Source organism: Pantoea rwandensis (genome assembly GCF_002095475.1).
Taxonomy (GTDB): domain Bacteria; phylum Pseudomonadota; class Gammaproteobacteria; order Enterobacterales; family Enterobacteriaceae; genus Pantoea; species Pantoea rwandensis.
Genome location: NZ_MLFR01000039.1, coordinates 29,110 through 44,664, shown reverse-complemented (window position 1 = coordinate 44,664; position 15,555 = coordinate 29,110). Strand labels below are relative to the sequence as shown.

The following is a 15,555-nucleotide window of genomic DNA, read 5'->3' as shown; positions in this document are numbered from 1 at the left end:
AGTATTTAATTTCTTATAATTCAATTAATTACCAATTATAATCATAATATCAATGGATTTTTCATTCCTTCTACATCAGTATCTTGCGCAGCTTACATGAAAGATATTATGAATCTTTTTCCCCAATGAATGATTTGTCAGCTTGAACTGGCGTTGTTTAATTTTGCCTAATTGATTAGATAAAGGACTTCAATGGCTAGTGTATTTTTAAGTCATAATTCAAATGATAAACCCTTTGTTAGAAGGTTAGCTTCTGACCTGCAAGAGCATGGGCATGTCGTATGGATCGACGAAGCTGAAATTAACATCGGCGATTCATTGATCGGTAAAATTAGAGAGGGCCTTGATAAAGTTGATTATGTCGCGGTGGTTCTCTCTAACAACTCAATCAGCAGCCAATGGGTACAAAGGGAGCTTGATATTAGCTCTAACAGAGAGATTGCAGAGAAGAGAGTAATCTTGCTCCCACTGCTACTTGAAAGGGTTGATTTGCCTGGTTTTTTGCTTGGGAAGCGTTACGGTGATTTCACATCTGAAGATTTATATACGCGCTCTCTACAAGACTTATTAAAGTCTCTTGGTCCTGTTGAAAAGCATATTGATGTCTCTGCTCAAGAGAAGGACGCTCTATTGACAGAGCTTCAGAAGATGAAAGAGCACGTAGATGCCTTGACGAGACTCCAAAATCATCAAAGCACCCCGTTTAAGGATAATTGGACGCAAGGACTTCAGGCGGCGGTCGCTAGGTCTAACGAAAGATTTCCTCAATATCAGGTTATTAATGACTCTTATGCATTCAATGCAATTGATAACGAATCGCCTGTTACTTTAGACTACCTTTTATGGGCAATAGGAAAAACTATGCGCAAAGGCGCGCATCCTCTTGAATCTCTGATGGAGATGGGAGGAACATATTCAAAAGCCCAGAAAATGTTAGAAGCCTACATCGCATACATCGGGAAGTAGTGATTCATGTAAATAGCTTGCCGCTTCGCTAGCGTTTATCAAAAGCCCGCCTATCATCAAATTGTCACTTCTACTTCCCTATGATGTTGACCATTAGCTCATTGGAAATGTTAGGCACAGGATTGTGCTTGGCCCGGTTGACTGGACTCTTCCGGGCTTTTTATTTCCCTCACCATTCTCCGCTCATCACGTAGGTTACGCAGTATCGCTACCAGCTGTTCTCTGATTGCTTTAGCTAGCCATTTATCGATAGCGGGCGACCTGCTTATCAGAACCTCATCCATGTAAAGAATGAAGGACCTGGTCAGGTAAATGTAGCGATTGAGTTCGGAAAGGTTGGCAGGCATACAGCATTCCTTTGCTATTGGATGTCAGTCCATGATGAGGAATCCCGATCGCGCCGTCTGTCATAGGAGCCTGAAAATTCCGTCAGCCCACTCTGCTTAAATCGTAGGTCGCCACTTCTCATCCAGCGTCAGCACTTCCACCGTCACCGCGCCTAACACGATCACCTCATCCAGTTGCTCACCCTCTATCAAACCGTCCTCAGTCATCAGGTGCTTCGGGTGCCACTTTCCGAGCATGGGATTTCCTTCCATCTGGAACGCGACCAAATCGCCAGGCGAAACCTTAGCCACCCTGTCAACCAGCATAAATCCAGTCGCAGTTTCGATCCTGAACGTATTGCCCGGATTCGGGATGAATATCTCACTCAGATCGATGCGGTGCTCTACGTAGTCAGTGGCCGGTGATACAAAGCCCATCAGATTCCTCCATTCGGATTGAATAGATGGAAAAGACGCTCCTCGCCTTCAGTTGGTGAGATGTCTCTGAATGTCGTTGTGTGCATCTCTATCCACTTGTTGGCGGCGCGCAGAGTGTAATGCCAGTTAACCAGCTCAAGCTCTTTCACAAAGTCGAGTGTGCTGACTGTCTGGCGACCTCTGGTGTCGCGCTGGATAGCTCGCCTGAATGCAATCATGATTTCGTAGTCGCGGGGCATGGCGCACCCTCCTGATAAAATACTGTATGCGCATACAGTATTATTGATCGGTAAACCTGATCAAGTGGAAGGTAATCGGGATGCGGGAAGGGATTGGTAGGAAAGGGAATTTAGTTGGTAGGAATGAGCCCCGCTGCCGGGGCTTTATCATGCAGTTGGTTTGGTAGGCCACTGAACATCGGGGGCATCACTGATGTCGGTATCATTCAGCACGTCGATGTAATCAAGCCAGGCGTTAAGTGATTCCGTTTCTGCATCTGATAGCTTTCGACCCATGAGGAGCTTTGTCTGCCAGACAGTGATTGCCTGAGTAGCAGAGCTTAGCAGTGACTGGCGCTCATAACTGGCCATCTCTTTGTAATCTGGCTCAGGGTTTTTCTCAACGCGCGGGCCGCTCTCATCAAACACCGCATAGTGCCCTTCCGGTGGGTTGCACCAGGCTTGGTAATTCTCATCAGTTATCTCAACAAAATCACTGATAGACAGCCCTGTCTGCTCCAGAGTTGATGCCTCTGAAGATTCAGTGTCCATAAAATAAAAACCACGGAAACCATCTTTAAGTGTGTATTTCATGTGTTAACCACTCCCGTGGCAGTGTAGTTAATCTGGACTTGTGAGGTGACTGGCGTTCCGTCTCGGTTGGTAACGAAAGCAGTGAAGCCACTAGCGCTAATGCTGGTTATGCCAACAAATAATGTATTGGCTACGTTAGCGTTTCCGTTATTAGCAATGACAGAGGTTGGCGCAGCGGCAAAGGCAACAGCAAAAGTTATAGTTACGGTGCCCTGATTAGGGACAGGCGATGCTGTGTCACACACCATGCGTACAGACTGCGTGGTTGATATAGGGAAGACTGCTGCTCTTGAGCTACCCTGCATCCCCATATTCACAGCGGTTTGTCCGTAAACGGCTCTGGAAGCAAAAGACAGCGCGCCGTTTAGTGTCCCACCGTTAGAGGAAAGGGATTCTACCCACGCCGTCCATGCACCGGAAACGAAAGACCTTACAAATACTCGGTTGGCAGATGGGAAGTGAATGGTTTGAGATGCTGTAGTGGATGCCCCATTAGCTTGCACTATCAACATTGCTGAAGCATTACCCATCACAGCGGGCCCGTTTACAAAACTTGCCCCCTGATATGTCCCCGGAAGTGTGTACGTATTCAGGTCAACCGAGGCGGCCTCAATAGGTAACAGATTGCCACTTATCCAGTTCGTCCATGCCGGGTTTGAGCTGGCTGCGGTGCATACTCTATTAAAAACTCTGTTTATAGCTGCAGAATTAGTACTGACAGAATAAAAAGTTTGTGAAACGGAATTTCCGCTGGCGATTGCTGTTACCAGAAGAATGCCGTTTGCTGTGATTGGTGTATTAGCCAGGCCAGAAGGAATGCTGTAAATACCGGGAGCGATTAGCGTGTTTAAGTCTGCGCTGGCATTGGCAGTTGGCAGCTTTAAAGCATTAGCAATATCAGTCGTCAGTTTTGAGAAGCTGCTAATCGTCACCGTGGTGCCATCTGGCGCAGTCATCGTGATGCTTCCAGTGCCAGTCATTATCTGCTGCCAGCCATCCATCTGTGACTGGTAGTAACTCAGTTGGGCAGCCAGGCGACGCGCAAAGTCTGGTACCGAATCGGTGTAGAACGACAGGATTGCATAGGCCTGCCCTGCCGCAATGGTGCCGGGTGAAGTCTTCAGCGTCAGCCTTGTTGCGCTGGTTACAGTCGCAATCTCATACATCTTGACTGTGCCTGAGCCTGGAATAAGCAGCGCCTGACCGGGGCCAATAGACTGGGTGTTATCAAGGAAGTTGGTGCCAGTGCCTGTTACGGTTGTTCCAGATACGGCGATTGTGCCGGTGGTGTACCATGCCATTGAGTTTTCTCCGGGCAATAAAAAACCCGGCGCAGTGTCCGGGTTCGTTGAATTAGTTATTTGTCAGTTCGCTTTGAATATCACTCGCAGTGGAATGTCTCGTTCTGGATTACCTGAAGGATATCTCCACGTGGCAATTTGCTTTTGAACATCTCTGTCGAAAACATACTTAGGACTGGCTGTCAGCACACGAATATTCTCTGGGGTACCGCGCTCGTTAACGTCATATAAAACGTTAACCTCTCCATCAATGCGAAGCTTCTCTGCCCGTTCAGGGTAATGAATAATATTCGCCGCCGATGAAATGGCAGAGAAGAGAATCAGAGTAAGAAATAATAATTTGCGCATGAACACCTCCATTTAAGGTGTTATCACAGCGCTAATATTCAATCTTAACAAATCGTATACGAGATTGATAAGATCGAATTTGCTCATGTCAGGTTTGGCAGGATGGCGTAAGGTATTCTCAGGCCGTAAGGCTTAAGCGATGCAGCCCATGTGTTCTGTAGCTTCGAAACCCATTGTGCCTGAAGCACCCCGCCAGTGAATCTGAAATAGATTCCTGAATAGCCAGTGTTTGTGCCGTCATCAAAAATATTCCCATACGCTAGCGCGCTGGCAAGAATGTAAGTATTGGTTCCGATGGACTGTGAATAGACTGAATTATCCAGATCGAAATTCGCGGGAATATCAAAGAAACCAATAATTCTGGGTATCTTCGCTGCCATGACAGCTGACCACACCAGTTGGCCCGCCGAATTGTAGATGTCTCTGTAACCGCTCTCTACAGGCATGTCGCTTCGGGTTCTTGCAACCGTGCCGGCATTCGCCGTTGCCCAGTCTCTTTGCCCTGCAAAGAAAAATCGGGCACTTTCATTTGGCTTGAACCACTTCAGGGAGCCATCTACAGCAGGCGTTGCTGCGACGTATCCCATATCAGCTGAATTACCTATCAGGCATGTGATGTTGTAATATCCTGTGTCGGTAATTGTTGTATATCCGATAGTGTCTCTAAAGTATGTGCCCTTATAATCTGAATCAATTACGAGAGCACCCGATGAATTGAATACCTGATATCCACTCATATAAAGGCGTAAACATCCACGGTTAAGGTAACATTCTTCGCCCCACCCACCCTAATAATCTGGACGCCATTACTGATTGCTCTCGCGGCGAACTCATATGGATAGCAACCGGAGCGCCAGTTGAATTTGACTGAGTGGCAACAATGACGGCAAATGAACCGTTTAATGTAACCCCTGAGTATGGGATGAATAATTGAGCGGCATTTGTGTCGATGGTGCCCGAAGCCCTTCCGAGATAGCGTGTATTATAATCGCCAATATCCACTACCAACTTCCCTGTCGCATCCCAGCACTGCAATCCTGCTGGCATAGTCTCTCCTTACCAAAGGCCGTCTTTGATTCGCAATGTACCGTTCGAATCGTAAACCTGCCGTAGCGTGCCGGTGTCAACAACACGACCAGAACCGTTGGCAGCATTCCTTTCAAAAGTGCCGGTTTTATCCAAGCGCCACCCAGCACTACCGGCTACATAGTTGGTTGACTGGATGAATGCACCGATCATCGCATTCGTAATGGTTCCATCACCGATAAATGCAGAGTCGATGATGGTCTGCCCGTTCTGAATGGCGAAGAACGTACGAGGTGTTGCGCCAACCTGAGTCATCACAGCAAAACGATCAGCCAGGAACAGCACCTGAGACTGCATGCCACCCGGCGTGTTTTCCAGGCCGATTCCCATACCAGCGGCGTAGTAGCGGCCGTTCTGGTCAATGCCAAGCTTAACGCTGTACTGGGCCGATGCCTTCCCGTCCAGCGTTGCCAGCGCCGATGAAGTCTGCTGGACAACAACATTCGTCTGGTCGATAGCCTGCCCGGTAGCATTGAACTGGGCCTCAACTGTCTGCTGATACTGCGCAAATGCCTGAGTGGCATCGGCCTGAGTCTGCTCTGTTGTGGTGATGCGCGCTTCAGCTTTGGTTACCCTCCCCTTAACTTCCCCCACATCTTCACGGCGGGCCTGATCTGCTGCGTCATTACCCAGCGCGTTCTCAATATCAGTGAGCGCCTGATTAGTGATGTTGCTATACGCTGCCTGCGTACTTTGAGTAAGGTTAGCAATAGCCTGATTTGTGTCAGATTGCGCAGTCTGGAGCGTACCAATTGAAGCGGCATTACCGTCAGTGGTTGCTTTGACTGCATCAACTCTCTGGCCTAACGCAGTGTCAGCATCAGCGCGTGCATTTTGCTCCGATGTGATGTTTGCTGCATTACTGGCAGTAGAGGCATCCAGACTATCGAGGCGCTGAACATTCGCGCTCTGGTTGTCTGTGACAGCCTTTTCTACTGTTGTCAGTCTGGAGGTGTTGTTATCAGTCGTTGCTTTAACGTCGGTGATAAGCTGGCCTAAAGCATTATCACCCTCAACTCGGGCTTGCTGTTCGGCAGTTATCGCAGCGCTGACAGTCGCAACGTCACCGCTGTTTTTATCCAGTTCCTCACGAAAATCTGCAATGTCGCCTTGGGCAGCGGTTACAGCGTTGTTTAGTTCACCTACCTGCTCTTCAACCGAATCAACACGTGAGACAAGCTGCTTACCTGCATCGGTATTCAGAATGTCATCGCCAATCCAGTCCAGAATGTCGCTGGCGTCAGTTGATGCCTGACCGCGAACCCAGTCTGTGAAACCACTCTCATTGCCTGTCTTATCGACCAGCTGAGCGCGGTACCAGAATATCTGGCCTGCCTTCAGCCCCATCTGTTGATATAAAGCTGTAGGGTAAGCGACATCAGCCAGCAGCATTGGAGAAGCGCCATCAGCTGTCAGGCTGTACTGAATTTCAGTTTTCAGGGTATCCGACGTGTTAGCCGGGAAACCCCAGTTAAGCTCAACACCAAACACCACATCTTCAGAAGCAGTGAATCCTACTGGCTTCGGTGGATTGCCCACTTTACCCGTCAGAGTTATTTCCTGCGAATAGCCCCAGCCAGAAGAAATTTCAGCTGCGTTAATGGCGCGAACGCGAGCCAGATAGCGGCCAGCATAAATACTCGGTACCTCAAACGAAGTGGTGGAGCTACGCGCAACACTAATCCAGTTGCCATCATTACGACGCCACTGAGCCTCGTAAGCAATGGCGTTCTGCATGTCATCCCAGTGGACCCGCATCGTCTCCAAGCTGATACCCTGATTCACCACAGAGTAAGAGTCGATAACCACATTGGTCGGCGCTGCCTGATTGCCGGGAGGAATAACACTGATTGGGCGCTGGTCGATAACAGCACCAGTATCAATCCGCGGATATTTATCCGGGTCGTGGGCAGTGCCGGTAATGGCGTAAGTGCCATCATCATTTTCGGTCACTGTGGTAACGCGATACTGCTGGGCATATAGCTCTGATGACTCAACCACCCAGACACATTCAGCCTCTGGCGTTTCAGAGTACGCGGTCGTTACAGTGGCAATATTCCCATTCAGGCTCTGTATTGTTCGTGCCTGAGAAATTCCACTGGGCAGATTAACCTGAAGACGATCACCCACTTTGGCATCAGGAGCACGATCGAGAGTGATGGCGCGTGCATTTACGGAACTGATACGGCCACCGGCAACACGTCCTGAGAGATACTCATCGGCAATTGCGATGATATAACCCGGCATAGGAATATCACCATCAAGGCCCACTGAAAAAACAACCACGCGGTCTTTGTTGTTAGTCAGAATACCCCATCGCCCTTTGCGGTTTGCCTCTGACTGGCGGGTACAACCAATCGCAGTAACTTCCAGCTGGTTGAATGTTTTGTAACGGGACACCAGGTCTTTTTCGAATACCGGCTCCATGGCATCGGCATAACCATTGTCAGGATCGGAATAGGAAACCAGCGCCGAGGTATATCGGGTTTTGGTCGTGCTGCTTGAGTAGGCAAACTCACCGTCAACAACGTTGGCATTAGTGAAGTTGTAATCCACGTCGCGGGGCATATCAGCCAGGGCAACAATCTGGTCACCGCCCCAGTAAGTCATGCCACGGAAGATAGCCGCAAAGTCACGCATGACCGTGTAAGCGTCATTTCGGGTCTGCACGTACACGTCACATTTGTAACGCGGTTCCGTACCGCTGCCACCCTTCCCATCCGGTACCATCTGATCGCAGTACTGAGCAACCTGATACAGAGTCCATTTGTCGATGTTGGCTACAGTCAGTCGGTCACCAAGTCCGAAACGATCTGAAACCACGATGTCATAGAAAATCCACGCCGGGTTGTCTGTCCACGCCCATTTAAAGGTACCTAGCCAGGTCCCGGTGTAGCTACGTGTTGCCGGGTCATAATTATCCGGCACGCGGATAACGCGTCCCTTCGGCTCACAGGTGATCTGTGGAATGCTGCCGTTAAACTGGCTCGAATCAAATTCGATGTATAGCAGTGCGGTGTTCGGGTAGCGCAACTTGGCGTCAATAACCTCTGTGTAGCTCTGCAGCGTCATTGTGTCGCCAATTTTGGCGCTGTTAGCTTCAGCAGTTAATTTGCGAACACGAACAGTCCATGTGCTGCCAGCCTGTGGTAAGTCGATACGATGGCTGCGCTCATAGCCGGTAGTGGTTTTGCCAGTAACCGCTGTGGAGAGCACGGTGACCCATGATCCACCATCGGTTTGCAGGTCAATGGCATAGTTGATGCTGTATCCGACCAGATCACCGTCATCTTCCTGCTTGAAAAGTGCTGGCCACTTAAGGCGCAAGCGGATGGCTGACAGTTGAGTGTTAGTGAAGGTGTGAATCCATGCTGTAGTGATGGTTACATCAGTGCCAACAGCGATTTCGTTTTCAGTACCCGGAATACCCTGAATGTAGCTCTGCGCCTGGGTTCCAGAACGAAACTCCCATGCCACCCCACTGAAGTTTTGAGAGCCATCGGCGTTCTCGATAGCGGTACCATCAAGGAATATCTGTTTTGCGGTCAGGCCCCCGTAGAACTCACCTTCACCAAGAGCGAGAAGAATCTTTGCTTTAGCTACTGACTGGAGATCGTCCGGCTGTTCCGTTGGAGTACGTGATTCAGATGAGCCGCCCTTGCGGCCTTTTATAGCGGTAGCTGTAGCCATATTGCGCCCATAAAAAAAGGACGCCTTAGCGTCCCGAATGGTGGTGATAATTAGATGTGTTTACTGCTGATCTTCGACGTAAATTCCGGCAGAGATGATTGCGCCACCTATACGGCGCTGACCGTAAAGAAGAGGAACTGGATAGCCCTGCGCGGCTGTGTTGGTTGGGCTACCAAATGCATATGACGCCTGATTGTCTGCGTCCTGCTTGCTTGCTAGTCCAGCAGGTTGTGGTGATAGCATTTGAATCACACCACCAGCCATTAAACCAATACCTGCGCTGACCATGGCACTACCAATTACGCCACCTACACCCGTCCAAGATGTCATTACACCAACAACAACACCTACAACCACAAGGACAGCGCCCAATACGGTTTGGAGCAGACCAGCTTTTTTGCTTCCAATAATGACAGGCATAATTTTTATGACTTCCTTCGTGACTGGAAAGCCAAGGTCATCCACCCCTAGGTTTTGTTTCCCTCGGAATACGGCGTAAGTCAATCCGCGCTTCTTACTTGAACGCATATAAGCGCCGAATCCATCAATGGTCGCAGATAAGGCTATCGTTGCCTCATGCACTTTACTGATTAAGCGATGGTGCACTCTTCCGAAAGTGCCTCCTAGGACTCCACCCAAGTGAATCTCAGTCATCATTTCGATCATAAAAAACCTCATAAAAAAAGGCCGCCGAGGCGACCTGTTATTATTTAATTCTCAGCATTCGATACTGACCTGCACTTCCACTCTCAGCAGAGTACTCTTGGTATTTGCCATTAGCTGTCAGATTAATAGACTTACGCCACGCTGTTAAGGCGCACTTGAATCTGATAGAAAGGATATGATCCCCGCTGGAAAGGTAGAGATCAACATACTGGTTTTGCTGAAGCCCTACTGTTTCAACTTCGTCAACTTTCAGTACTAATGGGCAATCACTACCAAGAGCTGATCCGGTAATTTGGCTAACTCGATGTACACGTATGTGGGTAGTATTTTGATTTTTATTCAGCAAATGAGAATCATAAATAGTATCGGTTTTTTCAAATGGATTTGAAGAACATGCCGATATAAACATTAAGGCAGACGCAACAATTATCTTTTTCACATACGACCTCACGACTTTTTCTCGTATTCTTTTACCCTTGTGAAACCGTATTCATATACAATATCTGTAGTACAAAGAATTATAGCCTCCACTCCATTAGAAACCTCATTGAGCATTTCAATAAGGTTTTCATCAAATTCTTTTTTAGAGCGTGCAAGTCCAAAATGCATTTTATCACTTTCTAGTTTGTTACTTGGAAGGTGATCGGGTGACCTACCTTTCACTACGCAAAGATTGAACTCCGCATTGTTGTGTATGGCATTAACTCTCAGGTATTTCCCGTTTTTATGCTTATCCATTATATAACCTTTATATTTTTGCTATTACCAAATCATTACATACTTTCTATGAGAGAATAGTTCAAGTAGTTATTATTTTTTTGGGGGGATTTCAGTTCAAAGAGTGTGTCTGACGATTTTCATCGTTCGATCCTGCCAGTATCCACCGTAAGGGGTGCGATTGCTCACACGTCCATAAAGATGGTGCAGCATCATGTTCCCCTCCAGCATCACCCCGGCATGATTCCACTTGTTCGCCTGCACCTGCATCAGGATCACGTCACCCGACTGTGGTGCTCCCGATACCTCAACAAACCCGGCATACTGCCAGTTATCCTGATAAAGATTATCCGGGTACTGGTCTTCCCACCATGGATAATCCACGCGAAAATCGGCCAGTTCTATGCCGTGCTGTTGCCGGAAGTAGCTCATGACCAGCCCCCAGCAATCGGTATGCCCCAGCACGAACGAGCGGCCTATCAGCGGTAATTCATCGCGCGGCTGGATTGTACGCAGATCACCTTCAGGCCAGCTCACGATGTGCCAGGGTACGCCACTAGAATCACACATCGCCTCATCCAGCGGGCTTGGCCTTGTCGTTGCATCCGGGTGACTGTGCGCAATAGCGATCACCGTGCCCCACTCTTCCGCAGCGGCATAATCTTCCGGTGAAAGGTGAAACTGCTCTGTTGGTTCAGGAGCCAGATTACGGCAGGGGAAATAACGTTCAACGCGGCTTTTCTGTGCCACCACACCGCAGCACTCGCGTGGGTATTCAGCCTCTGCATGTGACAGAAGCGCATCAATAGTCTTCTGACGCATGTTAGCTCCGGATTAACGAGGTGCCAGGGAAGCCCCCAAATGAAATCTCTTCATCTTCACCAAATCGCAATTTGCAGCCCGTAAGTGTAGCGCTGCACTCATCAAGAGAGGGATCATCCACCGGGTTGTTAAACTTGTCGAAGTAGCGTGTGCCCGCATAATCGCATCCATCGCCAGTGCGATATTTTCCTCGAATGCACCATGTGCACAGGGAGTGAAGCTGGCGTGTAGGTATCATCAGACCCTGCAAGTCCATCGGGCTGCTGAGCGTGAATTCGACCTGCGTTTTGGTTTCAATGCTCTTACTGTCGATGTAGAACGCCTTCAGCTTTTCCTGTGTCGGATCGGCTGAGGCGTTACCACCCGTGAAGTTTTTCGCATCCAGATACTTCGCCAGCGTGTCATGAATCGATACTTTGGCCTGGAGCATATCGTCATAGGCGAGGCACAGCGCGGTGATTGCCCCGTCCAGGTTGGCAACGGTCAACTTAGGCTGTGCACTGCTGCCGGTGGTCGACGTCTCCATTCCGGTTATCTGGCATGGCCATGCTTTGTATTCCTGCCCCTGCCACCAGATAGATTTGGCCGGAAGTTTGGTTTCATCGCCCCCAGCAGCAAGAATTTCTGCCTCTGGATGGGGAATGTTGTAGGCATGGAAGCGCAAGACATCTGGCAGATCGAACGCGGAACCATCTACCTCAAAGAGCCTGACTGCGTTGCCGGGTTCAAGCTTCTGATAATCGCTATTCAGACTCATGGTTTAAACGCCTGTTCAAAAGTTGCATCAAGGTTGTATTTCTTGTTGCCCAACGGAGTTGTTTTGTAGGTATCGCAACGAAAGAGTCCGATATCCTCCAGCGGTGGCTGCCATTGAAACGCCTTAGTACCTTCGTGCGCGTCAAGAAAATCTTTTATAGCTTTGATGTAAGCCTCGGTGCCGGTAAAGCTGAGGCTCCATTCCTGGCTGCGGGTATTCAAACCATTCCCCGCCACCTGCGTATAACCATCACCAAACTGCACCTTTCGGGTATTAAATTTGATGTCAGCCTCGGCATTGATGCGTGGGCACCAGGTGAAAACTTCAATCGCCATTGTTACCTGCCTTTAGCCATGTTCCAGATATCACCACCCGGACGGATATCTCGCATCTTCATTAGCTGATAACGCTGATCCACAAACTTTCCAATTTCGGAGCCGAACTGCTCCCACCCTGAAGATGATTGCGTATTGGTGTTACCGTTGCCGTCAATAGTGATGTAAACCTGTGGTGCACCGGTTGACTGAGTGCTGCTAGAGCCACCAACCGCACGAACACCAAGAGAGCCATCAGCTGAGCGGGTCAGAGGCATGATCGCTTCCGGGCCAGCCTCACCCATCAGGCCAGCGCCCTTGGCAAATGCAAACATGGTTGGAGAACTTACGATGCTGTTGCTGTAGGCGCTGAGAGATGGCGAGTCGTAAACGCCGCCTTTGGCGTTAGCTACCCATGATGTGTAGCTGGTCCCAAACCCCATAGCACCATTACCCGCTGCAGGAGTAGATGTCGCCGCGCCACCACCAAAGTAACCAGCAATACCTGATGCGATAGTTCCAAATATGCCAGAAGAGGACGAACCACCACCCATTGCACTGACAACGGCCATTTGAATGGCGACCTTTTCGATAATTTGAAGGATGGACAGGCCCCATGATTTCCAGCTAACTTTGTTGCCTTCAAGCATAGAAGTGACATTGGTTAAGGCGCTGTCTAACGTGGTTTTCATTCCATCAGCAACAGTACCTGAGACATTGCTCATCTCATCGAGCCAGTTGTTCCAGCCCTTACCAACACCTGACAGCCAGTTTTGCTCAGTTGCCTCTATCGCCTGATATTTCTTCTCCAGCGCATCAAGAGCGCGCTGACGCTCGGCCATTGCAGCTGTGCCTTTATCCGTTTTATCGAATACACGGTTTACCTGCTGGGTTTCGTCATAGCGGCTGCGCTGGCGATCGCTCAGTCCGGCCGTGTTGGTTGTGAGCGTGGCGTCATCCCTGAATTTACGCGCCGCCTCAGTTAAATCCTTCAGCGCCTCAGCCTGATCGCGCTGCTTCTTCACGTTTGCTTCAGCACGTTGCGTCCAGATAGCCAGCTCAGCAGAGTTTTCGCGGATAGCCTTGCGCTGCTCTTCGGTCCATTTCGTGCCAGCCTGATGAGATGCCGCATAGAGTTCTGACGCCTTCTCACCCTCAGTGGCCCGAACCTTTTGCACCTCAATTGCAACGCTGAGGTCAGCCATTTTTCGGGCGTAGTTTTCAGCGGTGGTAGCCGCTTCCCGCTCTGCCTTGTTCTGGGCATTGGTCGCTGCAGTTCCATCCTTCTTGGCCTGCGCCGCCGCCGCGTCTTTCTTCGCAGCTTGATCCTTGTTGTAAACGTACTGGGTATACAGCGCACCTGTAAGCTTCAGGTCATCCGCTTCATACTGGTGCTGTACGTGTAACTTTTCCAGACCGCTGAGGCTGGACATTTCATTGTCACGGCGAGCCTCTCAAGTGCGGTTTGCTGTTGAGGTGTGGCGCTGGAAATTGGTACAACAGGTAAGACAAACTTTGGTGTAGCAGTAGGTGTCACTGCCATTGTCTGATTAAGAAGTTTGTATGCACCGTTCAGAATGGAGATTGCTCCGGCCTGTTCGATAGCTTTCTGGGTAGCAAGATCGGTTGCCTCATTTACCAGTTTCTGGGTTGCAGCAACCTTTGCCGCCGCTTTCTCACGGTCATACTCCAGTTTGTTAAGCTGATCTGTAAGCGCGATATTTTTCTCATTAATATCGGCCTGGTCCATGAACGTATTGATGCGCGTCATCGTAGGAGACTTGTTATAGCTCTCCTGAATTCTTGCAAGTCCGGCTTGACTGTCCTTTACCTTCGCAATCTGAGCATCAATGTCAGCAAGGTCTTTTTTCTGGGCCTGCAAGGATGTGCGGGCATCGGCAGCAGTCGATTTAAGGCCCAACACAGACATTTGCTGAAGTTTAGAGTTAATTTCCTCCAGATTATTGGCGAAGCTGACTGCCTCTTTATGCACTTGCTGAGTATTCTGATACAGCCCGTACATAGCAGCACCAGCGCCGATGATCACCCCCGGCCAACCACCAAGTATGCCCAGCACACCACCACCCAGGCGGGACATTACTGAAGCAGTATTGGTCAGGTTATTGATGGCTGATGCTCTGCCAGAAATTGCGTTATTAAGGCTGGACTGAGCAGTTGCAAGATTACGCTCAGCGACAATCTGCGCTTCAATCGAAACGGCAGCGGTTTTAGCCTGTTGTGCTCGATAAAGAGTCTGGCGTGCTGCGGCCACACTGACTTGAGCGCCGCGAACCTGAGCCTGTGCAAGCGCTACTTCAGCAGCAGTATTGGACACAACAGCTGCTGTAGACTGGGCAACACTGCCAACCATATTGCCGAAATAACGAGCTAGACCGATGCCAACCAGAACACCAGCTGTATTTGCTACGTTATCAATATTGTTGGCAAGACCATCCAAAACACCGGCCAGCGAGGAAGATGCTCCTGCGGCACTGTCAGCACCACCGACCCACGCAAGAAAGGCGTTTTGCACCTTCTGCGCCGATCCGCTCACCGAAGCTGGCAGACTTTCGAACTCTTTGCGTAAAACCTCAACGTTAGTCAGCAGAGGAACGATTTTATCTGTGGTTAGTTCGCCATTATTTGCCATGTTGCGAAGTCCGCCAACGGTCACACCCAGACCGTCAGCAAGCAACTTAGCCAGACGCCCGCCGTTTTCCATGATGGCGTTGAACTCTTCACCGCGCAAAACACCAGAGCCCAGCGCCTGACTAAGCTGGGTAATTACCGAGCTGGCCTCTTCAGTGCTGGAACCCGAAAGCTTCAGTGAAGTTGCAACTGTTTCGGTAACTTTCGCCACGTCAGATGATGCATAACCCGCTGCGCGAAGTGACTGAGCGATACGGCTGTAAAGCGTTGAATTAGCCTCAAGTGACGTCCCGGTGCGCTGACTGATTTCCATGAGCGTACGTTGCGCCGTGGCAAAGTCATCAGTTGAGGTAGAAGCCAGCTTTAGCCGGCCATTCATCTGATTCCAGGTATCAGCAAACTCAATCAGCTGATGGGTGGCAAAAGCACCTGCCCATGCCCCAGCCAGACCAGCAGCGGATGACTTAACCGTTGCCAGTTCGGAATTAAGGTCTGAGAGTGATCGCTGCGTTTCACGGGTTGCAGCGGCTGCCTTCTTTCCGCCCTGCTCCATGGTTTTGTAGTAATCTGATCCCATGCGGGAGGCGCGCGAAATCTCAGACTGAAATGAACTGGAGTTCGCGGAGATTTTAATAATGAGTTCACGCAGCGTTGCCATATTCA

Annotated in this window: 15 protein-coding genes and 1 pseudogene; 1 reads left to right on the top strand and 15 read right to left on the bottom strand. The window is 49.6% G+C overall.

The genetic code is table 11. From position 1 onward, the window contains the following. Positions 1 to 192: 192 nt before the first annotated feature. Positions 193 to 966: a toll/interleukin-1 receptor domain-containing protein gene (locus HA51_RS24475; protein WP_084937917.1), complete on the top strand. Its 774-nt coding sequence runs from the start codon at positions 193 to 195 to the stop codon at positions 964 to 966. A gap of 443 nt (positions 967 to 1,409) precedes the next feature. On the opposite strand, the gene HA51_RS24465 is transcribed toward HA51_RS24475, so the two are convergent. From HA51_RS24465 to HA51_RS24405, 15 genes and pseudogenes are all read right to left on the bottom strand, one after another. Next, positions 1,410 to 1,730 carry a S24/S26 family peptidase gene (locus HA51_RS24465; protein ID WP_084937915.1) on the bottom strand — a complete coding sequence of 107 codons (321 nt, stop codon included), beginning with the start codon at positions 1,728 to 1,730 and terminating at the stop codon, positions 1,410 to 1,412. Continuing rightward, positions 1,730 to 1,969, bottom strand: a complete 240-nt coding sequence (locus HA51_RS24460; protein ID WP_084937914.1) for a DNA polymerase V — start codon at positions 1,967 to 1,969, stop codon at positions 1,730 to 1,732. Before HA51_RS24460 ends, HA51_RS24465 begins: the two co-directional genes overlap by 1 nt. Positions 1,970 to 2,116: 147 nt before the next feature. Then, complete coding sequence (locus HA51_RS24455; protein ID WP_084937913.1) at positions 2,117 to 2,542, bottom strand: tail fiber assembly protein; 426 nt, start codon at positions 2,540 to 2,542, stop codon at positions 2,117 to 2,119. Next, the gene (locus HA51_RS24450; RefSeq protein WP_084937912.1) at positions 2,539 to 3,843 is read right to left on the bottom strand and encodes a pyocin knob domain-containing protein; all 1,305 of its coding nucleotides are present in this window, start codon (positions 3,841 to 3,843) and stop codon (positions 2,539 to 2,541) included. Before HA51_RS24450 ends, HA51_RS24455 begins: the two co-directional genes overlap by 4 nt. A gap of 63 nt (positions 3,844 to 3,906) precedes the next feature. Further along, entirely contained in the window at positions 3,907 to 4,191 is a 285-nt protein-coding gene (locus tag HA51_RS24445) for a TonB family protein (protein ID WP_158087389.1), read from the bottom strand. 83 nt (positions 4,192 to 4,274) lie between these two features. Beyond that, the gene (locus tag HA51_RS24440; RefSeq protein WP_084937910.1) at positions 4,275 to 4,928 is read right to left on the bottom strand and encodes a hypothetical protein; all 654 of its coding nucleotides are present in this window, start codon (positions 4,926 to 4,928) and stop codon (positions 4,275 to 4,277) included. Between the two features lie 22 nt (positions 4,929 to 4,950). Continuing rightward, on the bottom strand, positions 4,951 to 5,238 hold the full coding sequence (locus tag HA51_RS27055) for a hypothetical protein (protein WP_139810733.1): 288 nt from the start codon (positions 5,236 to 5,238) through the stop codon (positions 4,951 to 4,953). Positions 5,239 to 5,247: 9 nt separating this feature from the next. Beyond that, the gene (locus HA51_RS24435; protein ID WP_084937909.1) at positions 5,248 to 8,967 is read right to left on the bottom strand and encodes a TipJ family phage tail tip protein; all 3,720 of its coding nucleotides are present in this window, start codon (positions 8,965 to 8,967) and stop codon (positions 5,248 to 5,250) included. Positions 8,968 to 9,027: 60 nt separating this feature from the next. Then, positions 9,028 to 9,633 carry a tail assembly protein gene (locus HA51_RS24430; protein ID WP_084937908.1) on the bottom strand — a complete coding sequence of 202 codons (606 nt, stop codon included), beginning with the start codon at positions 9,631 to 9,633 and terminating at the stop codon, positions 9,028 to 9,030. Positions 9,634 to 9,673: 40 nt separating this feature from the next. Next, the gene (locus HA51_RS27050; protein WP_139810732.1) at positions 9,674 to 10,072 is read right to left on the bottom strand and encodes a hypothetical protein; all 399 of its coding nucleotides are present in this window, start codon (positions 10,070 to 10,072) and stop codon (positions 9,674 to 9,676) included. An 8-nt stretch (positions 10,073 to 10,080) separates the two neighbouring features. Continuing rightward, entirely contained in the window at positions 10,081 to 10,371 is a 291-nt protein-coding gene (locus HA51_RS24425; RefSeq protein WP_084937907.1) for a hypothetical protein, read from the bottom strand. Positions 10,372 to 10,467: 96 nt separating this feature from the next. After that, positions 10,468 to 11,172, bottom strand: coding sequence for a C40 family peptidase (locus HA51_RS24420; protein WP_084937906.1), 705 nt, complete (start codon positions 11,170 to 11,172; stop codon positions 10,468 to 10,470). Between the two features lies 1 nt (position 11,173). Beyond that, positions 11,174 to 11,929, bottom strand: coding sequence for a phage minor tail protein L (locus tag HA51_RS24415; protein ID WP_084937905.1), 756 nt, complete (start codon positions 11,927 to 11,929; stop codon positions 11,174 to 11,176). Beyond that, positions 11,926 to 12,264, bottom strand: a complete 339-nt coding sequence (locus HA51_RS24410) for a phage tail protein (RefSeq protein WP_084937904.1) — start codon at positions 12,262 to 12,264, stop codon at positions 11,926 to 11,928. Before HA51_RS24410 ends, HA51_RS24415 begins: the two co-directional genes overlap by 4 nt. A gap of 2 nt (positions 12,265 to 12,266) precedes the next feature. After that, positions 12,267 to 15,550 (bottom strand): annotated as a pseudogene (locus HA51_RS24405) (phage tail tape measure protein). Positions 15,551 to 15,555: the final 5 nt, after the last annotated feature.